Origin of the sequence: Sphingomonas sp. LR60 (genome assembly GCF_036855935.1) — a bacterium.
GTDB lineage: Bacteria > Pseudomonadota > Alphaproteobacteria > Sphingomonadales > Sphingomonadaceae > Sphingomonas.
Genome location: NZ_JASPFK010000001.1, coordinates 3,382,653 through 3,403,006 on the forward strand (window position 1 = coordinate 3,382,653; position 20,354 = coordinate 3,403,006).

At 67.5% G+C, this 20,354-nt stretch carries 23 protein-coding genes; 9 read left to right on the forward strand and 14 right to left on the reverse strand.

The window, feature by feature from the left end; genetic code table 11:
• Positions 1–81: 81 nt before the first annotated feature.
• Entirely contained in the window at positions 82–786 is a 705-nt protein-coding gene (locus tag QP166_RS16065) for an anti-sigma factor (protein ID WP_333916816.1), read from the reverse strand.
• Positions 776–1,360, reverse strand: a complete 585-nt coding sequence (locus QP166_RS16070; RefSeq protein ID WP_333916817.1) for a sigma-70 family RNA polymerase sigma factor — start codon at positions 1,358–1,360, stop codon at positions 776–778. Before QP166_RS16070 ends, QP166_RS16065 begins: the two co-directional genes overlap by 11 nt.
• 148 nt (positions 1,361–1,508) lie before the next feature.
• On the opposite strand from QP166_RS16070, the gene QP166_RS16075 reads away from it, so the two are divergent.
• On the forward strand, positions 1,509–2,504 hold the full coding sequence (locus tag QP166_RS16075) for a ferritin-like domain-containing protein (protein ID WP_333916818.1): 996 nt from the start codon (positions 1,509–1,511) through the stop codon (positions 2,502–2,504).
• A gap of 55 nt (positions 2,505–2,559) precedes the next feature.
• Positions 2,560–3,612: a ferritin-like domain-containing protein gene (locus tag QP166_RS16080; RefSeq protein WP_333916819.1), complete on the forward strand. Its 1,053-nt coding sequence runs from the start codon at positions 2,560–2,562 to the stop codon at positions 3,610–3,612.
• Positions 3,613–3,839: 227 nt separating this feature from the next.
• Here the strand turns inward: QP166_RS16080 and QP166_RS16085 are convergent, their stop codons facing one another.
• The 8 genes from QP166_RS16085 to panC all read right to left on the reverse strand — a co-directional run bounded on the left by QP166_RS16085 (position 3,840) and on the right by panC (position 10,420).
• The gene (locus QP166_RS16085; protein WP_333916820.1) at positions 3,840–4,931 is read right to left on the reverse strand and encodes an O-antigen ligase family protein; all 1,092 of its coding nucleotides are present in this window, start codon (positions 4,929–4,931) and stop codon (positions 3,840–3,842) included.
• A gap of 533 nt (positions 4,932–5,464) precedes the next feature.
• Complete coding sequence (gene queA, locus QP166_RS16090) at positions 5,465–6,490, reverse strand: tRNA preQ1(34) S-adenosylmethionine ribosyltransferase-isomerase QueA (protein ID WP_333916821.1); 1,026 nt, start codon at positions 6,488–6,490, stop codon at positions 5,465–5,467.
• A 4-nt stretch (positions 6,491–6,494) separates the two neighbouring features.
• A complete protein-coding gene (locus QP166_RS16095) occupies positions 6,495–7,178 on the reverse strand; it encodes a peptidylprolyl isomerase (protein WP_333916822.1) in 684 nt (227 codons plus the stop codon).
• A gap of 288 nt (positions 7,179–7,466) precedes the next feature.
• Positions 7,467–7,967, reverse strand: a complete 501-nt coding sequence (coaD, locus tag QP166_RS16100; protein ID WP_333916823.1) for a pantetheine-phosphate adenylyltransferase — start codon at positions 7,965–7,967, stop codon at positions 7,467–7,469.
• 15 nt (positions 7,968–7,982) lie between these two features.
• Positions 7,983–8,891 carry a polyprenyl synthetase family protein gene (locus QP166_RS16105; RefSeq protein WP_333916824.1) on the reverse strand — a complete coding sequence of 303 codons (909 nt, stop codon included), beginning with the start codon at positions 8,889–8,891 and terminating at the stop codon, positions 7,983–7,985.
• Positions 8,888–9,127, reverse strand: a complete 240-nt coding sequence (locus tag QP166_RS16110) for an exodeoxyribonuclease VII small subunit (RefSeq protein WP_333916825.1) — start codon at positions 9,125–9,127, stop codon at positions 8,888–8,890. Before QP166_RS16110 ends, QP166_RS16105 begins: the two co-directional genes overlap by 4 nt.
• 50 nt (positions 9,128–9,177) lie before the next feature.
• A complete protein-coding gene (locus tag QP166_RS16115; protein WP_333916826.1) occupies positions 9,178–9,468 on the reverse strand; it encodes a hypothetical protein in 291 nt (96 codons plus the stop codon).
• A 109-nt stretch (positions 9,469–9,577) separates the two neighbouring features.
• A complete protein-coding gene (gene panC, locus QP166_RS16120) occupies positions 9,578–10,420 on the reverse strand; it encodes a pantoate--beta-alanine ligase (protein ID WP_333916827.1) in 843 nt (280 codons plus the stop codon).
• Between the two features lie 74 nt (positions 10,421–10,494).
• Between panC and QP166_RS16125 the strand changes: the two genes are divergently transcribed.
• The 3 genes from QP166_RS16125 to pgmG are packed head-to-tail and all read left to right on the forward strand — an operon-like array spanning position 10,495 to position 12,940.
• Entirely contained in the window at positions 10,495–11,304 is an 810-nt protein-coding gene (locus tag QP166_RS16125) for a division plane positioning ATPase MipZ (RefSeq protein ID WP_333916828.1), read from the forward strand.
• A gap of 8 nt (positions 11,305–11,312) precedes the next feature.
• Positions 11,313–11,573 (forward strand): J domain-containing protein, encoded by a 261-nt coding sequence (locus QP166_RS16130; protein ID WP_333916829.1) that lies wholly within the window; start codon positions 11,313–11,315, stop codon positions 11,571–11,573.
• Positions 11,570–12,940: a phosphoglucomutase/phosphomannomutase PgmG gene (pgmG, locus tag QP166_RS16135; protein ID WP_333916830.1), complete on the forward strand. Its 1,371-nt coding sequence runs from the start codon at positions 11,570–11,572 to the stop codon at positions 12,938–12,940. Before QP166_RS16130 ends, pgmG begins: the two co-directional genes overlap by 4 nt.
• 15 nt (positions 12,941–12,955) lie before the next feature.
• Here pgmG and QP166_RS16140 read toward each other — a convergent pair whose 3' ends face one another.
• Positions 12,956–13,696: a Crp/Fnr family transcriptional regulator gene (locus QP166_RS16140; RefSeq protein WP_333916831.1), complete on the reverse strand. Its 741-nt coding sequence runs from the start codon at positions 13,694–13,696 to the stop codon at positions 12,956–12,958.
• Between the two features lie 125 nt (positions 13,697–13,821).
• On the opposite strand from QP166_RS16140, the gene murA reads away from it, so the two are divergent.
• The 3 genes from murA (at position 13,822) to QP166_RS16155 (ending at position 15,960) form a co-directional block, all read left to right on the forward strand.
• Positions 13,822–15,105 carry a UDP-N-acetylglucosamine 1-carboxyvinyltransferase gene (gene murA, locus QP166_RS16145; protein ID WP_333916832.1) on the forward strand — a complete coding sequence of 428 codons (1,284 nt, stop codon included), beginning with the start codon at positions 13,822–13,824 and terminating at the stop codon, positions 15,103–15,105.
• Between the two features lie 123 nt (positions 15,106–15,228).
• Positions 15,229–15,450, forward strand: coding sequence for a hypothetical protein (locus QP166_RS16150; RefSeq protein ID WP_333916833.1), 222 nt, complete (start codon positions 15,229–15,231; stop codon positions 15,448–15,450).
• Between the two features lie 138 nt (positions 15,451–15,588).
• On the forward strand, positions 15,589–15,960 hold the full coding sequence (locus tag QP166_RS16155; protein WP_333916834.1) for a hypothetical protein: 372 nt from the start codon (positions 15,589–15,591) through the stop codon (positions 15,958–15,960).
• A 10-nt stretch (positions 15,961–15,970) separates the two neighbouring features.
• On the opposite strand, the gene QP166_RS16160 is transcribed toward QP166_RS16155, so the two are convergent.
• The 3 genes from QP166_RS16160 to QP166_RS16170 form a co-directional block, all read right to left on the reverse strand.
• Positions 15,971–17,194 carry a threonine synthase gene (locus QP166_RS16160; RefSeq protein WP_333916835.1) on the reverse strand — a complete coding sequence of 408 codons (1,224 nt, stop codon included), beginning with the start codon at positions 17,192–17,194 and terminating at the stop codon, positions 15,971–15,973.
• A gap of 148 nt (positions 17,195–17,342) precedes the next feature.
• Positions 17,343–18,629 carry a homoserine dehydrogenase gene (locus QP166_RS16165; RefSeq protein WP_333916836.1) on the reverse strand — a complete coding sequence of 429 codons (1,287 nt, stop codon included), beginning with the start codon at positions 18,627–18,629 and terminating at the stop codon, positions 17,343–17,345.
• A gap of 339 nt (positions 18,630–18,968) precedes the next feature.
• Positions 18,969–19,451, reverse strand: coding sequence for a GNAT family N-acetyltransferase (locus QP166_RS16170; protein WP_333916837.1), 483 nt, complete (start codon positions 19,449–19,451; stop codon positions 18,969–18,971).
• Between the two features lie 139 nt (positions 19,452–19,590).
• On the opposite strand from QP166_RS16170, the gene QP166_RS16175 reads away from it, so the two are divergent.
• Positions 19,591–20,352: a DUF6454 family protein gene (locus QP166_RS16175; protein WP_333916838.1), complete on the forward strand. Its 762-nt coding sequence runs from the start codon at positions 19,591–19,593 to the stop codon at positions 20,350–20,352.
• The last annotated feature ends 2 nt before the right edge of the window (positions 20,353–20,354 follow it).

Genomic DNA, 20,354 nt, shown 5'->3' on the forward strand with positions numbered 1-20,354 from the left:
GATCAGCGAACTTTTCGCAGAGCCGCCCGCAAGCCTCCATGAGGCGGTGCAGCGATCAGCCGTCGCTGCACCGTCACCGAGTCACAGACGCTCGACCGTTCCGGCCAGCACCACCGGCCCGGTCGGCTGCCCGGTCGGCGAGCCCCCGAGCGGCTCGATCGAGATCGCCAGCGTGCTGCCCGCCATCGGCAGGTTCGCGAGCGCCACGCGCACCTCGCGCCCGTCGCCTCGCGGCAGCAAGCCAAGCGGGATCGGCTTGCCGCCCGCCGGGATCCGCCACAATTGCCCGTCGCGCCCATCGGGCGTGTCGACGGCGCGGCTCAACCGCACCGACCCGGTCGCCGACTCGACGATCGCGACCGGGGGCGGCGCCTTCGTCTTGTCGGTCCACGCCAGCTGCGCGATCATCAGCCCTGCCGGAGTCGCCGGCACCGTCACCGGCGGTGCAGGAGATACGACGGTGGCGGGGGTGAGCAGCCAAGCGGCGAGCGACGCGGCGATCGCGCCGCCGGTCGCGCCGAACGCGAGCGAGCGCCAGTGAACGCGCTTCGTGCGTCCCGCGACGTTCGGCAGCCCCAGCATCGCCTCGATCCGCGCCGCGAGGTGCGGCGGGGGCGTGACCTCGCGATAATGATCGAAGAGCGGTGCGAAGCGGGTTTCCCACCACTCTACCTCGGCGGCGAAATCGGTGTCCTGCGCGCGCCGCGCTTCCGCCACGGCAGCCTCTTCCTCCGCGAGCAGGCCGATCACCAGCTCGGCCGCGAGAATGCGATCGTCAGGCGTCATCGTTCAGACACTCCCGCAGACGGATCAACGCACGACGGATGATGCTCTTCATCGTCGGCAGCGGCACCCCCGCGCGTACGGCGACATCGGCATAGGTCAGCCCGTCGAGAAACGCCGACCGGATCGCGTGGCGCGGCCGTTCGTCGAGTTCATCCAGACAAAGGTCGAGTCGCTGCCCGTCCTCCACAGCGACGATCGCCTGATCCGCCGGCAGCGCATCGTCGACCGGGTCGTGCGCGTCATCGGTGGGAACCGGGGTCAGGACGCGGCCGCGCGGCGAGCGTCGCCAGTCGAGCGCGCGGTTGCGCGCGATCGTCGCCAGCCACGTCACCGGGTGGCTCCGTTCCGGCCGATAGGCGGCGGCGCGACGCCAGACGATCAGATACACCTCCTGCAAAACGTCCTCCGCCGCCTGTCGCTCGCCACAGATACGAAGGCAGATGCCGTAAAGCTTCGCGGCGGTCAGATCGTACACGCGTCGAAACGCCTGCCGGTCGCCGCCCGCGCTCATCGTCAACGCGGCGACCAGCGTCGCTCTTCGCGACTCCGCCGTCTGTGTGTCGGTTGCCGTCACCGTTTCACTCCGCTGGCAGGATCGCCCGTTAAAATAGTTTTTTAACGATCCCGCATCCTAACCTGAATTCGTCTCGTACCTGCATTCACCCACGTCGAGGAAGATGCTCCGTGTCATTCCCGTGGGTTGTGGGAGGTGCGAAGTGACGATGCAAGACGCCCGAACCGAGCAGGATCTGTTGATCGAAACTTTCGACGGCCGTGCGCGCCGCCGTGAGAACCGCCGTGCCTTCTTCACCGCCGCCCTGGGCGTCGCCGCCGTCGGCGGTGCCTTCGCCTATGCCGATCCGGCGCTGGCGCAGAGCAGCGTGACCGACAGCGACGTGCTCAACTTCGCGCTCAACCTCGAATATCTCGAAGCGCAATTCTATCTCTATGCCGTGGGCGGCACTGGGCTGACCAGTGACCTGACCGCGAGTGGCGGCGGCACGGCCGGTGGGACGGTCACGGGTGGTGCCGCGGTCAATTTCACCACCGATCCGCTGGTCGGCGCCTATGCGCGCGAGATCGCTGCCGATGAGCTGGCGCACGTCAAGTTCCTGCGCACCGCGCTGGGCACCGCCGCCGTCGCGATGCCGAACATCAACATCAGCGGCGACGCGACCGGCCCGTTCACCGCGGCGGCGCGCGCCGCCGGGGTAGTCGATTCCACGAGCGGTGTCTTCAACCCCTATGCCTCGCCGACCGACTTCCTGCTCGGCGCGTTTATCTTCGAGGATGTCGGCGTGACCGCCTATAAGGGTGCGGCGCCGCTGCTCAGCAACAAGACCTTCCTTGAGGCCGCCGCGGGCATCCTCGCGGTCGAGGCGTATCATGCCGCGATCGTGCGCACGACGCTCTATTCGAAGGGCGTGCAGGCGCTGGTCGACGCGACCGAGAAGATCGCCGCCGCGCGTGACTCGCTGGACGGCGCACCGACCGAGGACAAGGTGCGCGGCATTGCGCCGAACGACGATCAGGGGATTGCGGCCTCCGGTTCCGGTGACACGCTGACCGCCAACCTGTCGCCGCTCAACAGCAACGGGCTCGCCTTCAGCCGGACGCCGGGACAGGTGCTCAACATCGTCTATCTCAACCCGGGCACCGCGACGATGGGCGGCTTCTTCCCCAACGGCGTCAACGGAAACATCAAATCGACGACCTGAGCGCGGCTCTCTGCGCTCCCGATGATGTTCTCCTGACGCTCCGAAGGAATTTCCGATGATCGATCCGTTCAAAGCTCTCGAAATCCTGTCCGCCGCCGACGCGCGACGCGCCGCACGCCGCGGCTTCCTCAAGGCCGCCGGTGGCGGCGCGGTGCTGCTGGGTGGCGCTTCGCTGTTGTCGGGCTGCTACGGCGATTACGGCGATACGGTGGACCCGACGCCGACGCCCTCGCCTACCCCGACGCCAACCCCGACCGCAATCACCGACAGCGACGTGCTGAACCTTGCGCTCAACCTCGAATATCTCGAAGCGCAATTCTACCTCTATGCGGTCAACGGCACCGGCCTGACCGCGGCGCAGACGGCCAGTGGCGGCGGCACGGCCGGCGGCACCGTGACCGGCGGCGCGAAGGTCGACTTCTCGGGCGATCCGGTCGTGGGCGCCTATGCGCGCGAAATCGCTGCTGACGAAGCCGCGCACGTCGCGTTCCTGCGCGCCGCGCTCGGATCGGCAGCGGTGGCGATGCCGAACATCAACATCGACGGTGGCGCGAACGGTGCCTTCACCGCCGCGGCACGCGCAGCGGGGGTGATCGGGTCGACCGACACGTTCAATCCCTATTCCTCGCCGGAGAACTTCCTGCTCGGCGCGTTCCTGTTCGAGGATGTCGGGGTGACCGCGTATAAGGGCGCGGCGCCGTTGTTGACGAACAAGACCTATCTGGAGGCGGCGGCCGGTATCCTGGCGGCCGAAGCGTATCACGCCGGGATCGTGCGCACCGTTCTCTACGCCAAGGGCATGTCGGCCACCACGCTGATCACCGCGACGACCAAGATCTCCGACGCGCGCGACCTGCTCGACGGCAAGCCGACCGACGACACCACCCGCGGCATCGGCGCCGACGACGATCAGGGGCTGGTCGGCGACAACAATGCGGCCAATCTGGTGCCCGCCAACGTCAACGGCCTCGCCTATAGCCGCAGTAGCGAGCAGGTGCACAACATCGTGTATCTGAACGCGACCGGCGCCAACCGCACTGGCGGCGGGTTCTTCCCGAACGGCACCAACAACCCCAACGCCGCGTTGCGCGTCGGGCTTTCGTCGTAAAGCACGCGCCGTCCGGGTGATATCGCCCGGACGGCCGTCTGCTATAACAGCAGTGCACTCGCGTAGGCGTAGGGTCTGTAGCGGATCGAGACCCAGCAGCACCCATGCCAGCATGATCAAGTTCAGCTCATCTTTGTGCGAAGGTGAGCTTTTCCGGTAATTGGCGGCGACATTGGCTCAACGCACGAGGCCAGCTTTGCTGACCCCTTAACGATCGCGACGATTGCTCAGGCGCGCGCTTGAACGGCGCTTGGTCGCAACTTCACTCTCTTCGGACTGCGCTTCAATATGGACGGCGGATGGATGCTGGCCGCCGTAAGCCCGGTTAGAAGGATCAGCATCAGCATCGTCGTGTCCATCGCCTCCCCGTAAGCGTAGGTGACCAACATGGTAATCATGTAGAGCGGCGCGCGCGCCGTTGCGGGCGAGTTGAGCCAGCCGTGGTTGGCCACATGTGCGACGGCGCGCCAGCCGATCGCCGCCAGATACGACAGCACGATGATGATTCCGACCATGCCATTCTCGGCCGGGACGCGGTGCCGCTCACCATGCACGTTCATCGAGAGGCCGCCGCTCACGCTGCCAACGCCGTACCGTTGCCTTGCCCATGCCTGATAACCGGTCGCACCGACACCGAAGACCGGGTGTTGCGCGAACAGATTGTCGGCATTTCGATTGACGAAGGTTCGGATCTCATCGCTGTGATCGGCGATACTCCTGATCGTGAGGAACGCGCGCGTGGGGATCTTGGACGTGTCCTCCGAACCGCCGCTCAGCTGTTTGCCGACATAGGAGTTCGGAAAGGCGGCGAGGAATGCCAGCGCGCCAGCCATGCTGACGGCGACGATCGTCGCCTTCACCGTGATCGAGGCACGCGACAGGAAGAATATACCCGCGACCAGGAGATACGCTTTTCGCTCGCCGCTCAGCAGGATGATGCCCGTCAGGCAGATCAGCAATGCGTACCAAGTCCCATTCGAGCGACGACGGATATCATCCTCGAAGTAGAATAACGCCACCACCGATGCCGAGAAAGCAAACTTCGTATCCAGCAGGTATTTCCACGTGACGATCTTGCCGTGGGATAAGTGATAGATGATGATATGAAGAAGCACCGCCGCGTTTAGCCAGGCGAAGCGGCGATAGAACTTCTTGGCGGTTTCCAGATCGGCAGCCGCCAGATATTTGGCGATGGCGAGCCCCCCGGCGACGACAAGGGTGAATTGAACCGTCCGGCTCGCTCCTTCATTGGATGAAACCAGATAGGCGGCCAAGGAGCCAAGACCGACGTACGCGATGCCGAGACCGACGATCGGCACGGAGGGATGCCACTCAGCCTTCCTCAACCGGTACAAGGAGCCGCTAAGCAGCACGAGGAGCGCGAGCCCAAGCGGAAGCACTTTGTACAAAAGGGAGAGGTACAGGGCTAACGTAGCGAACTGGAACCACTGTCCCGGAATGGGAGCCGTCGTAGCGAAACGCTGAGCGCGCGCGCGAAGACGTGCGCTGTTGGCGAATCGTACCGAATGACCTCCGGCCTGGCTCACCGCACCGCCAACGGGCTGGCGAAGAGCCGGCGACCTCCGCATTCGTAGACTGCCAAGCCCTACCTTCTCGTCCACTTGCCTGTCGCTCCGTCGTCTACCGCACGCCGAGCGCGCACCTGAAGGCCACGCGCAACAAGCGCGTCACTGCAAGCCTCTGTACTCTTCCATACCCCTCTAACGAAGCGGATTTTGGCCGAGGTTGCGCGGGGATTGCCCAAGATTGCCATCGGCCGCCGAGCTGCCCGTGCTGAGGGCGCGATCACCTGAAGCTCGCTCGGACAGCAGCTGCGCTTCATCGCGCGCCATCAGGGAAGGAGGAGCGAGGCATCCCCGTAGGAGTAGAAGCGGTAGTCATTCTCGATCGCGTAAGCGTAAGCCGCCTGCATCCGGTCGAGCCCCATCAGCGCCGATACCAGCATGAACAGCGTCGAGCGCGGCAGATGGAAGTTGGTCATCAGGCCGTCGATCCCGCGAAAGCGATAACCGGGGGTAATGAAGATCGACGTGTCGCCTTCGAACGGCTGGATGCGGCCATCCTGATCGGTCGCGCTCTCGACCAGCCGTAGCGAGGTGGTGCCGACCGCGATCACCCGCCCGCCGCCCGCGCGCACCGCGTTGAGGCGGTCTGCGGTGGCGGGATCGATACGGCCCCATTCGGCGTGCATCTTGTGGTCGGCGGTATCCTCCGCCTTTACCGGCAGGAAGGTGCCCGCGCCGACATGGAGCGTCAGCGTGGCGTGCTCGACACCCGCCAATTCGAGCGCGGCGAGCAGCGCGGGGGTGAAGTGCAGCGCGGCGGTCGGCGCGGCGACCGCGCCCGGCTCGGCGGCGAACATCGTCTGATAATCCTGCGTATCGCGCGCGTCGGTGTCGCGCTTGCCCGCGATATAGGGCGGCAACGGCATCCGCCCGGCGCGTTCCAGCAGCAGCTCGACCGGGTCGTCGCCCGCAAAGACCAGCGCCCAGCTCCCGTCTTCGGCACGGTCGTGCGCGGTGGCGACGACCTGCTGTCCGAAGTCGATCGCGTCGCCGTCGCGCAGCCGCCGCGCGTTGCGGACGAACGCGCGCCAGCGGCGCGGCCCCTCACGCTTGTGGAGCGTCGCGCCGATCCGCGCCGATCCGCGTGTGCCTTCGAGTTGTGCCGGGATCACGCGCGTATCGTTGAAGACCAGCAAGTCGCCGGCGCGGAGCTGCGACGGGAGGTCGGAGACGACGCGATCCGTTAGCCCCTCGGGGGTGACCACCAGCAGCCGCGCCGCGTCGCGCGGGGCGGCGGGGCGCAAGGCGATCCGCTCCGGCGGGAGCGTGAAGTCGAACAGATCGACGTTCATCGTGTCAGCGGCGGGTAGCGGTCTTCTTCGGCGAAGGCTTCGCCGCGGCCGGTGTGGTGCCGGGCAGCGTCGGAAGCGTCGCCGGCAGCGTCGGCGCGGCCGCGGCTGGCAGCGGCTGATAGGCCGGGGGATTGTCCGAGGCGATATAGGCATGGACGATCCGCGACGGGTTCTGCGGCGGCTCGCCCTTCTCGATCGCGTCGACATAGTTCATGCCAGTCAGGACGCGCCCGAACACGGTGTACTTCTTGTCGAGCTGGAAGCGCGGTTGCAGCACGATGTAGAACTGGCTGTTCGCGCTGTCCTCCTTCTCCGCACGCGCCGCCGCCACCGCGCCGCGGACGTGCGGCAAATAGTTGAACTCGGCGGGCAGGTCGGGAAGCGTGCTGCCGCCGGTGCCGTCACCCTTGGGATCGCCGCCCTGCGCCATGAAGCCGTCGATGACGCGGTGGAAGACGAGTCCATCGTAGAAATGCTGGCGCGTCAGCGTCTTGATCCGGTCGACCATCTTCGGTGCGACATCGGGACGCAGCGCCACCTCGACCCGGCCGCCCGTCGAGAGATCGAGCACCCAGATGTTGGTCTTGTCGCTGAGCGGCGGAGCGGGAAGCCGGTCCTGCGCGGCAACGGGGGTGGCGACAGACACGGTCGCGGCGAGCGCGGCGGCGAGAAGGGCGATCGGGCGCATCGGGTCTTTCGGATCGGATCAGTGGATTCTGCTTCGCCCTAGACCAGAAACGCGCTTGCGCCAAACTGAACGCGTGCGGGGGTTGGGACGAGAATCTACCATCGTCATCCCCGCGAAGGCGGGGATCCAGACGCGCAGGTCTGTCGATAGAGGCGCGGCACCGGAGGTTGTGGATTCTCGCCTTCGCGGGAATGACGGAGAAGCGGCAAGGAATGACGGAAAGAGCGGGAGGAACGGCGTAGAGTCGGTGGGACTGACGGAACGAAGGTGGGGAAAGACCCAGAAAACTCAGCTACCCCGGCGTCCGTCGCGCTCGACGCGGGCCACCACCTCTTCGCAGACTGCCGGGCTGACGAACTTGCCGATATGCCCGCCGAAGATCGCAATCTCCTTGACCAGTCGTGACGCGATCGGTTGCAGGCAGACGTCGGCCATCAGGAAGACCGTCTCGATCCGGTCGTTCAGCTGCTGGTTCATCCCCGCCATCTGATATTCGTACTCGAAGTCGGCGACGGCGCGCAGGCCGCGGACGATCATCGTCGCGCGCTCACGCTCGGCGAAATCCATGAGCAGCGAGTCGAACGAGACGACACGAATGTCGCCGCCGATGTCGGCGACCTCGCGCTCGACCATCGCCATCCGCTCGTCGAGCGAGAACATCGGCGACTTGCCGGGATTGGTGGTAACGCCGACGACCAGTCGATCGACCAGCTTCGCGCCACGCCGGATGATGTCCATATGCCCCAGCGTGACCGGATCGAAGGTGCCGGGATAGACGCCGATACGCATGGGAAAGCCTTCCGGTCAGCCGCGACGGTCGATGACGAAGCGCGCGATCGCGCGGAGCAGCTCGGCCTCCTCGCCATAGCTGCGCAGATGGTCGATCGCCTGGTCGACCAGCATCCGCGATTGCTGGCGCGCGCGGTCGACGCCGAGCAGCGAGACGAACGTCTCCTTGCCCTGTTCGCCGTCCTTGCGCAGCTTCTTGCCCGCCAGTTCCTCGTCGCCCTCGACGTCGAGCAGGTCGTCGACGATCTGGAAGGCGAGCCCCAGGTCGTGCGCATAGCCGCGCAAGTGCCGGCGGCCCTCCGGCGGGATGCGCGCGAGGATCGCACCACCCTCCACCGCTGCGCCGATCAGCGCACCGGTCTTCATTTGCTGGAGCCGGGTGACGGTGCCCAGGTCGAAACGGGTGCCGTCGGCCTTGAGGTCCATCGCCTGCCCGCCCGCCATTCCCGACGGACCGGAGGCGCGCGCGAGGTCGGCGATCAACTCGGCACGAACGAACGGATCGGCGTGTGTCGCCGGATCGGCGAGCACCTCGAATGCCAAGGCGTGGAGGCAGTCGCCCGCGAGGATCGCGGTCGCCTCGTCGAACGCCTTGTGGACGGTGGCCTTGCCGTGGCGCAGGTCGTCGTCGTCCATTGCGGGCAGATCGTCGTGGATCAGCGAATAGACATGGATCGCCTCCAGCGCGGTCGCGACGCGCCCCGCGGCATCACGCGAGACGTCGAACAGCCGCGCGGTGGCGAACACCAGCAACGGGCGCAGCCGCTTGCCGCCGCCGATCGTGGCGTGGCGCATCGCGCGGTACAGGTCCGCGCGAGGATCGTTCGGGATCGGCAACAGCGCGTCGAAGCGCCGGTCCATTTCCGCCGACACTTCCTTCAGCGCCGCTTTCAGCTGCGGCGAGGCGTTGGCGGCGACGTTCATCCGGCGGCGAACGGCTCGACCGCGGCGGGGCGCCCGTCGGCACCGGTACGGATCGCCTCGATCCGCGCCTGTGCGGCATCCAGCCGGTCGGCGCAGCGTTGCCGCAGCACGCTGCCGCGCTCGTAAAGGCGGATCGCCTCCTCCAGCGGGGTGTCACCCGATTCCAGCCGCGCGACGATCTCCTCGAGCTCGCGTAGACCGGCTTCGAAGGACGGCGTCTCGGTCGTATTCTCCATGATCGGGCTATGCGCCGGGCAAGCCTGACGGGTCAAGGAGATGCGGCAGGTTAGGCCGCGCGGCGCTGCATCCCGCCGAGCACGTCGCGCGCGGCGCGCTGTGCGGTGGCGATTTCGCGTGCGGTCATGTCCTCGGCGATGTCCGAACGGGCGGCAGCCGCCGCGTCATTGCCCCAGGCCGCCGACAGGTTGAACCACTTGTGCGCCTCGATCAGGTCGAGGACGGCACCCATGGTGCCGGTCGAATAGGCGACGCCCAGGTCGTAGGCGGCGTCGGTATCGCCGCGGGTCGCTTCGTTGATGCGGCGCGCCAGTAGCGCGGTATCAAAATCACTTACCATCGGATCACCCCTCAATCCTTCAATGTGAAGAGGAGTGTGCACCGATTCGGCTCACCAAATGGTTAAGAGCGCGAACACCTAAGTGATTGAGAATACGCGATGTCGTCGATCAGGACGGATCGACCGCGAGGTTGTCGATCAGCCTTGTGTTGCCGAGCCGCGCGGCGGCGAGCAACTGCCGACGCCGGCCCGGAGCGGGGTCGCTTTCGAGCGTTTCGGCATCGACCAGCGTGACGTAATCGATCACGAAGCCCGCCGCGACCAGCGTCGCCTGCGCATCCGCCAGCGCCTTGGCCGGATCGCCCCCGCCGAGCACCGCGCGCGCCGCGACACCCAGGGCGCGTGGCAAGGCGACCGCCTTCTGGCGCTCCTCGGGCAACAGGTAGACGTTGCGCGACGACAGCGCGAGGCCGTCATCCTCGCGCTGGGTGGGCACGCCGGTGATCTCGATATCGAAGTCGAGGTCGGCGACCATCCGGCGGATCACCGCGAGCTGCTGGAAATCCTTCTCGCCGAAATAGGCGCGAGTCGGGCGAACCTGGTTGAACAGCTTCGCGACGACGGTCGCGACGCCGTCGAAATGCCCGGGACGCGCCGCGCCGTCCCAGCCCTCGCTGACGCCCGCGACCGAGACGTTGGTCGCGAAACCGGCAGGGTACATCTGCTCGACCGGGGGCAACCACAACAGGTCGCAACCGGCATCGGTGAGCATCGCGATGTCGCTGACCTCCTTGCGGGGGTAGCGCGACAGATCCTCGTTGGCGCCGAACTGCTTCGGGTTCACGAAGATCGAGGCAACCACCAGGGCGCCCGGCCGCCGCGCGGCCTCGACCAGCGCGATATGCCCGGCGTGGAGCGCGCCCATCGTCGGCACCAACGCCACCTCACGCCCGTCGGCCGCCGCCGAGCGAAGCGCGGCGCGCAAGCCGGCGAGATCACGATACACTTCCACCCGTTACCCCTCGAAACTCGCGGTCGGGGGTTCTATGGTCGCGGCGGGACGCAATCAATCGAGGATGCGACGAATTGTCCGAAACGGGGACGCAAGCGCCACACGGTCGCACGCACGTGATTGTGTTTGCGAACGAAAAAGGTGGGACCGGTAAGTCGACAACGGCGGTTCACGTCGCGATCGCCTTGGCCGCGAAGGGCGCACGGGTGGCGTGCATCGATCTCGACCATCGCCAGCGGACGCTGGGTCGCTACCTCGACAATCGCGAGGCGACCGCCAAGCGCGCGGGGATCGAGCTGGCCGTGCCGGTCCATGCCACGGGTGACGGTCGCGCCGACGGCGTCTTCCCGGCGATGTATCGCGACTTCACCGACGGGTTCGACTTCCTGGTGATCGACACGCCGGGGCGCGACGATCCGGCGGCGCGGATCGCCGCCGCGCTGGCCGATACGCTGGTCACGCCGATGAACGACAGTTTCGTTGACTTCGACCTGATCGGGCAGGTCGATCCCGAGACGTACAAGGTCGTGCGCCCCAGCTTCTATTCGGAGCTGATCTGGGACGCCCGCAAGGCGCGCGCGCGTGAGGATGGGACGACGATCGACTGGGTCGTACTGCGCAACCGCCTGCAATATCTGGAAGCGCGCAACATGCGGCGCGTCTCCGAAGCGCTCGACCAACTGGCCCGGCGGGTCGGCTTCCGGATCATTCCGGGGCTGGGCGAGCGCGTGATCTATCGCGAACTGTTCCCCAAGGGACTGACGCTGATCGACGCCAAGGAGTTCGGCGGAATGGGGCTGAGCCATGTCGCCGCGCGGCAGGAACTGCGCGAGATGATGGCCGCGCTGGCGCTGCCCGAAATCGGCGCGACGCAGGCCGCCTGACGATGCTGATGAAATGGATCGTCGCCGCATTGATCATCTGGGGCGTGTGGATGCTGCTTCGCAAGCCGGCGAAGAAGCGCCCCTCCCCGCTCGGCGAGGCGCGGCGCGTGCTGGGGGTCGATGCGCAGGCCGATGCGGGCGAGATCCGGGCCGCGCACCGCCGGCTGATGAGCGAGCTGCATCCTGATCGCGGCGGCTCCGAGCAGCGTGCGCGGCGCGTCAATGCCGCGCGCGACACGTTGCTGTCGTCGCTCAAGGACCCGCGATGACGCACCGGCTCTCGCCCGAGATCCTGCGCGCCTATGACATTCGCGGGCGGGTCGGCGACACGCTGACCGAGGCGGATGCCTGGGCGGTCGGGCGCGGCTTTGCGACGCGGGTGCGCCGCGCGGGCGGGACGCGGGTCGCGGTCGGCTATGACGGGCGGACGCATTCGCCGATGCTGGAGGCGGCGCTGGTGGCGGGTCTTACCGCGTCCGGGGTCGATGTCGTCCGTGTCGGTGTCGGACCATCGCCGATGCTCTATTACGCCGCCGCGACGCTAGAAGTGGATGGCGGCGTACAAGTGACGGGCAGCCATAATCCCCGCGAGGACAATGGCTTCAAGCTTGTGATGCAGGGAAACAGCTTCTGCGGGCCGGACGTGCGCGATCTCGCGCGGCTCGCCGAGGCCGGCGACTGGGAGAGCGGGGCCGGCAACGTCACCGAGGCCGACGTGCTCGACCGCTACGTCGGCCGGCTGCTCGACGGCTATGCCGGGGGCACGTACCGGATCGGCTGGGACGCCGGCAACGGCGCCGCCGGGCCGGCGATCGCCAGGCTGACCGCGCAGCTGCCGGGCGAACATCACCTGCTGTTCTGCGACATCGACGGCACCTTTCCCAACCACCACCCCGATCCGACGGTGGAGGCCAATCTCGCACCCCTTCAGGCGCTGGTGGCGGAAAAGAAGCTCGATTTCGGACTGGCTTTCGATGGTGACGGCGACCGGATCGGCGCGGTCGATGCGCAGGGCCGCGTGCTGTGGGGCGACGAGATCCTGTCGATCCTGATCGCGCCGATCCTCGCCGAATTGCCCGGCAGCACGATCGTCGCCGACGTGAAATCGAGCGATGCCTTGTTCGAGCGGATCACCGCGCTGGGCGGCACGCCGGTGATGTGGCGAACCGGGCATAGCGAGATCAAGACGAAGATGAAGGAGCTGCACGCGCCGCTGGCGGGCGAGCTGTCCGGACATATCTTCTTCGCGCACGACTATTACGGGTTCGACGACGCTCTGTATGCCGCGGTGCGGTTGATCCATGCGGTGCATCTGTCGGGACGCTCGCTCACCGCGTTGCGCGAGGAAAGCTCGGCGCGGGTCGCGACGCCCGAGTGGCGCGTGCCGGTCCCCGAAGTGCGCAAGGTCGCGCTGGTCGAAGAGGTCGCCGCGCAGCTTGCCAGCCACGGCGCGCGCGTGACGGTGACGGACGGCGTGCGGGTGTCGACCGACGACGGCTGGTGGCTGCTGCGCGCCTCGAACACGCAGGCGGCGCTGACGCTGCGCGCGGAGGGGCGCGATGCAGAGGCGCTCGCGCGGCTGGTGGCGACGATCGACGCACAACTGGCGGCGTGCGGGCTGTCGCGCAGCAATTAGCGCGCGGTCCCTCCGTTACGCCGGCTGCACCTCGGGAAGCCATGACAGGTCCGCGCCGTCGCCGCGATCGTTGCGGCCCGCGGCGCGGCGCATCCCGGCCTCGTCGAGGATCGTCACCCGCCCGGGGGTGCGCGCGATCAGCGCCTGATCCTCGAGCTGACGCAGCATCCGGTTGACGTGCACCGCGGTCAGCCCGACCGCGTCGCCGATCTCCTCCTGCGTCAGACCGGGGGCGAAACTGTCACCGATCGCGGGATCACCACGCCGCATCCGCGTGCGGATTTCGAGCAGCATCCCCGCGACGCGCGCGCGCGCCGGCGTCTTCGCGACCGACGCCAGCCGATCCGCCAGCGACGCGCTCTCGATCTGTTCGAGCGCGGTGAGCGCCAGCGCCAGCCGCGGATGGCGCAGCGTCGCCTCCGCGAGCGCAGCCCGATCGATCGGCGCGACGACGCTGTCGGCGGCGGCGACCAGCGTTTGCTGCGCCTTGCCGAACACCATCACCTGCGTCCCGAACAGATCCCCCGGAAAGATCAGCCGCAGGATCTGGCGTCCGCCGTCGCCGAGCAGCACATAGCCCATCATCATCCCGCTTTTCAGCGCGAAGAGGTCGGTCCCGCGTTCATTCTGTCGCACGAGCGTCGCACCGCGGCGAAGCGGGCGTTCGCGCTCGGCAAGTCCTGCCAGCACGCTGCGTTCGACCGCCGAAAGGGATAGAAAATCACCGACCCGGTCGGCGAAACTAAGCGCTGGCACCCAATCCTAATCCTCAAATTCCTCGGATCGTTACGCGGGCGGGGGTGGACCCGCATTAAAACCGATCAACCGGCGGGCGCGTTGCTTCACTTGGCGCGACGCCGCAGCTTCGATAGAGCGTGCCGATGGACCGTATCATCATCCGCGGCGGCCGCCGCCTGACCGGCAAGCTCCCCGTTTCCGGCGCCAAGAACGCCGCCTTGACCCTGATGCCGTGCGCGTTGCTCACCGACGAGCCGTTGACGCTGCGCAACCTGCCGCGGCTCGCCGATGTCGACGGCTTCGGGCATCTGCTCAACCAGCTGGGTGCCTCGACGCGGATCGAGGGCAGCAAGCCCGACGAATTCGGCCGCGTGATGACGATCCGCGCCGGGCAGCTGACCTCGACCGAGGCGCCGTACGACATCGTGCGCAAGATGCGCGCGTCGATCCTCGTGCTCGGGCCGATCCTCGCGCGCGCCGGGCAGGCGCGCGTGTCGCTGCCGGGCGGCTGCGCGATCGGCAACCGCCCGATCGACCTGCACCTGAAGGCGCTGGAGGCGATCGGCGCGACGCTGGAGATGAGCGCGGGCTATGTCACCGCCACCGCGCCGGGCGGACGGCTCTCGGGTGGCAGCTACAGCTTCCCGGTGGTGTCGGTCGGCGCGACCGAGAATGTCGTGATGGCGGCGGTGACCGCCAAGGGATCGAGCCGGATCGAGAATGCCGCGCGCGAGCCCGAGATCGTCGACCTGTGCCGCTGCCTGATCGCGATGGGCGCGCGGATCGAGGGTGTCGGGACCGGCACGCTGGAGATCGAGGGCGTCGATGAGCTGCACGGCGCGACCTATGCCGTGATGCCCGACCGGATCGAGGCGGGCAGCTATGCCTGCGCGGTCGCCGTGACCGGCGGCGCGGTCGAGCTGACCAACGTCAATGCTGCCGACATGGGCGCGACGCTCGACGCGCTGCGCGCGGCCGGCGTCGGGATCGAGGAGCGGCGCGGGTCGATCATGGTCACCTCCGAGGCGGAGCTGAAGCCGCTGTCGCTGTCGACCGCGCCTTATCCGGGCTTCGCCACCGACATGCAGGCGCAGTTCATGGCGATGCTGTGCAAGGCGCCGGGCACCAGCACGCTGACCGAGACGATCTTCGAGAACCGTTACATGCACGTCCCCGAACTGGCGCGGATGGGGGCGGACATCAGCGTGCGCGGGCGGACCGCGGAGGTGACCGGGGTCGACCGGCTGGTCGGCGCGCCCGTGATGGCCACCGACCTGCGCGCCTCGATGAGCCTGATCATCGCCGGACTGGTCGCGGACGGCGAGACGACCGTGTCGCGCGTCTATCACCTCGACCGGGGTTACGAACGGCTTGAAGAAAAGCTGCAGGCGGTCGGCGCCGATATCGAGCGCGACGGCGGCGGCTGACGGTCGCTTCGCCGTGGCGCATTAACGGTTCATCAAGCAATATCGATTAAGCCCTTGGCGGGGCGTTGACGAACGGGCGCATAACCGGTCCTCTCCCGGCCCTGCGGCGGCACGAGTCGCCGCATGCCCGAGGGTGGAACGATGGACGCGATGACCGGCGGCTCGCCGCTCGAGACAATCCTCTGGACAGCACGCAGCGCCGGCGCGACGTTGATCATCTCGCGCGGCAACGATCCTGCGACGATCCGCCAATTGCTCGACGAGGGGCTGGTGCGCGAGCGGTTGGGGCATCTGGTGCTGACGATCAAGGGCTTGCAACGGCGCCGGGCGTGCGCGCCTTATTGAACGCGGTGACGATTCAGTTTGACGCCGAACCGTTCAGTTTCACTCGTCCACGACAGTCCATTTGATCGCATCTGAACAACGACAGGCACTTGCACCTTCGTTCTTGCCAAAGCCACGAGCAGAGCGGATCATGACCCAATGGTTGAGATCGTCGTCCCGCTTGGTGCGCTGGCATTCCTGTCATTGATGTTCACGCAGGTGTGTCGCCTCATCTCACAGGCGATCCTCAATCGCACGGTGCGCAAGGCGCTCGATGCCGATCCCGCCAGCGCACGCCTGCTGATCGAAAGGCTCGAACCCCGTTCACGAACATCGGCCGGACTGATCGGTTGGGTGATGGTCGTCGCGGGCGTTGCGATCGGCGCAATCGGCGCGATCGAAAACCCGCAGGACCATAACGACAGCGTGCCGATCGCCGTGCTCAGCCTCACGGTCGGTCTGAGCATCCTGCTCTATGCGTGGTGGGTCGGCCGCTCGACACCGGCGATCGAACAGACCGACGCCGCGTAGCATTAGGCGCTTACAACGCGTCAAAGTCGATCGCCGCGTGCCGGTCCAGCCGCTGCTCGGCAGACGGTAGCGGGTATTTCAGCCCGGTCGCGCAGTTGAACAACACGACCTCCTCATCCTCGTCCACCTCGCCGTCGCGGAGCGCCTGTCGATAGGCCGCCAGCGTCGCGCCGCCCTCCGGGCAGAGCAACAGGCCGTCCTTGCGCGCGCACTCGTCGACGGCCTTGACGATCGCAGGGTCACCGACCGCGAGCGCCTTGCCGCCGCTCTCGCGCACCGCACGCAGGATCAGGAAGTCGCCGACCGCGCGCGGAACGCGAATGCCCGCGGCGATCGTCTGCGCATCCTCCCAGCGTTCGGCATGTTCCTCGCCTGCCTCGAAGGCGCGGACGATCGGCGCGCAGCCCGACGCCTGCACCGCGTACATCCGCGGGCGCTCGGCACCGATCCAGCCGAGTTTCTCCAGCTCGTCGAACGCCTTCCACATGCCGATCAACCCGGTGCCGCCACCGGTGGGATAGAAGATCGCGCGCGGCAGCCGCCAGCCGAGCTGCGCGGCGAGTTCGAGCCCCATCGTCTTCTTGCCCTCGATCCGATACGGCTCCTTGAGCGTCGAGAAGTCGAACCAGCGCCCCTCCGCGGCGCCCTTCGCGACGATCGCGCCGCAATCGTCGATCAGGCCGTTGACGCGCCACACACGCGCGCCCTGTGCGGCGATCTCGCGGACGTTCACCTCGGGCGTGTCGTCGGGGCAGAAGACGATCGTCTCGATCCCGACGCGGGTGGCGTAGGCCGCGAGCGCGGCGCCCGCATTGCCGTTGGTCGACATCGCGATCCGCGTGACGCCGAGTTCCCTCGCCATTGCGACCGCCATCACCAGCCCGCGCGCCTTGAAGCTGCCGGTCGGCAGGCGGCCCTCGTCCTTGACCCAGACGTTGGGGCCGGCGCTCGCGGGGATCGGGATCAGCGGCGTCTCGATTTCGCCGAGGCTGACGATGTTGCGCGTCTCGCGCACGGGCAGCAACTCTCGCCACCGCCACAGGTCCGTCGCGCGCGCGGCGAGCATGTCGCGGGGGAGCGCGGCGCTGACGGCATCGATGTCGTAGCGCACGAGCAGCGGGCGCCCGGCGCGGGAGAGGTTATGAAGCTGGTCCGCCTCATACCGCTCGCCGGTCAGCGAGCATTCGAGATACGCGACGAAGGTCGCGCGGTCGGTGGTGAGGTTTTCGTTCATGCCGCGGGTTTAACGGGCGGGCGGGTGGACGTCATCCCCGCCGCCGCCCGTCATTGCCGCGAAGGCGGGATTCCAGAACCTCCAGCGTTTCGGCTCTTGCGAAGACCTGCGGGTCTGGATCCCCGCTTTCGCGGGGATCACGGCCTTGTCACCCCAGAATGTGCATCCAGAGCGGCTCGCCGGTCAGGCTCTGCGAGCCGCGGAGCCGCTCCAATGCGGCGGCGACGCAGCGCTCCGGGCCGTCGTGCGTGACGATCGCCACCAGCACGCTGCCATCGGTATGCGCGCCGCGCTGGATCAGGCTTTCGATCGACACGCCCGCGTCGCGCATCGCCGCGGCGATCTCCGCGAGTACGCCGACGCGGTCGGCAACCGCGAAGCGCAGATAGGCACGCCCGCGCCGCTCGCCGCTGTCCGCCGCGCCGGCCGTCGCCAAGGCGTCGGCGGGCATCGCGAACGGCGGGCCGGCCTCACCGCGCGCGATGTCGATCAGGTCGGCGACCACTGCACTGGCGGTCGGGCCCTCGCCCGCACCCGCGCCCTGGAACAGCAAGCGGCCGACGAAATTGCCCTCGGCCACCACCGCATTGGTCGCGCCGGTGACGTGGGCGAGCGGGTGATCGTTGGGGACGAGGTGCGCGTGAACGCGCTGGAACAGCTTGTCGCCGTCAGCCTCCGCGATCCCGACCAGTCGCACGCGATAACCGAGCGCCGCCGCCTCGGCGATGTCGGCAGCGAGCAAATGGCGGATGCCGCTGATCGCCACGTCGCCGAACGCCGGCGCTGTGCCGAAGGCCAAGCTCGCAAGGATCGACAATTTGTGCGCCGCGTCGACGCCGTCGATGTCGAACGACGGATCGGCCTCGGCGAAGCCAAGCGCCTGCGCCTCGGCGAGCACCTCGGCGAAGTCGCGCCCCTCGGCCTCCATCTTCGAGACGATGAAATTGCACGTGCCGTTGAGGATGCCATAGACGCGCGCGATCACGTTCGCCGCCGCGCCCTCGCGCAGCCCCTTGATGACCGGGATGCCGCCCGCAACCGCCGCCTCGAACTTCATCGGCACGCCCGCGCCCTCGGCGACGCGCGCCAGCTCGAGCCCGTGATGCGCCAGCATCGCCTTGTTGGCGGTGACGAACCCCTTGCCAGCTGCCAGCGTGCGCCCCGCGAGCGCCAGCGCCGGCCCATCCGATCCGCCGATCAGCTCGACCACGACATCGGCGTCGGCTTCGGCGAGCGCAGCCGTGTCGTCGACCCAGGCGAAGCGCGACAGGTCGACGCCGCGATCCTTGAACCGATCGCGCGCGGAGACGGCGACGACCTCGATCGGGCGGCCGGCACGACGGGTAATCAGCGCGCGGTTCTCGTCCAGCACGCGGATCACGCCGCCCCCGACCGTTCCCAGCCCCGCCAGTGCCACCCGCAACGCCTGCGCCATGTTCGCCTCCGTATCCGTAGTCCGCGCTGCTAGGCGGTAGGAAAGGTGCTGTCGAGCGCATCCGGAGACGAGCAGTTGCAATTCCTGCAATCAAATTAAGTTTTATTGCACTTGCGTCCTGCCGTGCTGCGGCGCAAAAAGGTGTGCCTTTCAGGCATCCTCTCCTAAAAACTTCAATAGCCGGGCCCTGCCCGGCTTTTTTGGCCACGTCGTCAGCTAGGCAGCGAATCGCCGCGCCGGAGAGTGCGGACAACAGGAAAAAACAGGACAGGATGCGCCGGTCGAACCGGCAGCGGAGTGGGGAACGGTCGGCGGGCCGTTCCCCCGGAGCGTCTCGCTTCACAATTTGCGGAACATCACCAGCGCATCGACCGGGCCCAGCAGCGGGTGTCGGAACGCACCGGGCAGTTGACCGACCACGTCGAACCCAAGTGCCTGCCACAAATCCACCGCGCGGCGATTGCTCGACACCACGAAATTGAACTGCATCGCGGTGAAGCCATTCGCCCGCGCGCGATCGAACGAGTCGTTCGCCATCGCACGCGCGACCCCGCGGCCACGTGCAGCCGGGTCGACCATATAGCCGGCATTGGCGACGTGATCGCCGCCACCGGCCTGATTCGCGCAAAGGAAATAGCTGCCGAGCAGCCGCGCTTCATCTTCGAGAACAAAGGTTTGACGATCCGGGCCACACCAATATGCCACTGCCGCCGCCGCATCCATGTCGCGCGGCAAGGCATAGGTTTCGCCGGCCGCGATTTCGGGAAGGATCAGCGCGGCGATCGCCGCCGCGTCATCGGGTGAAGCGGGCCGGATCAACATGACTGCCGTCTTTAACCAGACATGCGACGCTCATCAAACCGCAACGCAACTTGCGCGATGCTGACACGAACGGCGGGCAATGGCCCTCGCAGGCAAGCTGCGAGGTCACGCCGTGAAACGTCGACGGATGCGATCGGGAATGACACTCGCCTTGCTGCTGCTGTCCAGCCTGTCGGTCGCCGCTGCGCCACAATCGAACGAGGATGGTGTGGAGGGTGCGCGCTTTCGCGAAGCGATCGCGCTAGATGGCGAGATCTTCCACGTTCAGGGACTGGCGCTGCAAGGGCGGCGCGTGTGGATCACCTCGGTGGATCGCTTCACCCGGCGCGGCTACCTGCACCTGTTCAACCGTGCGACCGGGCGCGTCGTGCGGCGCGTCGAGCTGACCGACGGCGCACGCTATCATCCCGGCGGAATTTCGGTCGACGGGCATTCGCTATGGGTGCCGGTCGCGGAGTTGCGCGCGCACAGCTCGGCAGTGCTGGTCGAGGTGGATACGGAAACGATGCGCGTGCGGCGGCGCATCCCCGTCGCGGATCATCTCGGCTGCGTCGCGGCGCACGGGCGCTGGCTGGTGGCGGGCAATTGGAACAGCCGGTTGTTGTACGTCATCGACCGCGACGCGCCGACGCGGATGCGGGTCATCCCCAATCCGTCGGCGACGCGCTATCAAGACATCAAGTTCGCGAACGGGCAATTGGTCGCGGGCGGCCCGCGGACGTGGTGGAGCGGAACGGTCGACTGGCTCGACTGGCCGGCGATGACGGTACGCCGCTCGATCGCCGCCGGCGGCTACACCGCGGAGGGGATGGCGATCGAAGGCCGCAACCTGTTCTTCGCGCCCGAGGACGGACCGGCGCGCTTGTACCGCTCTCGGCTGGAGAACGGGGCGGCGGTGTAGTG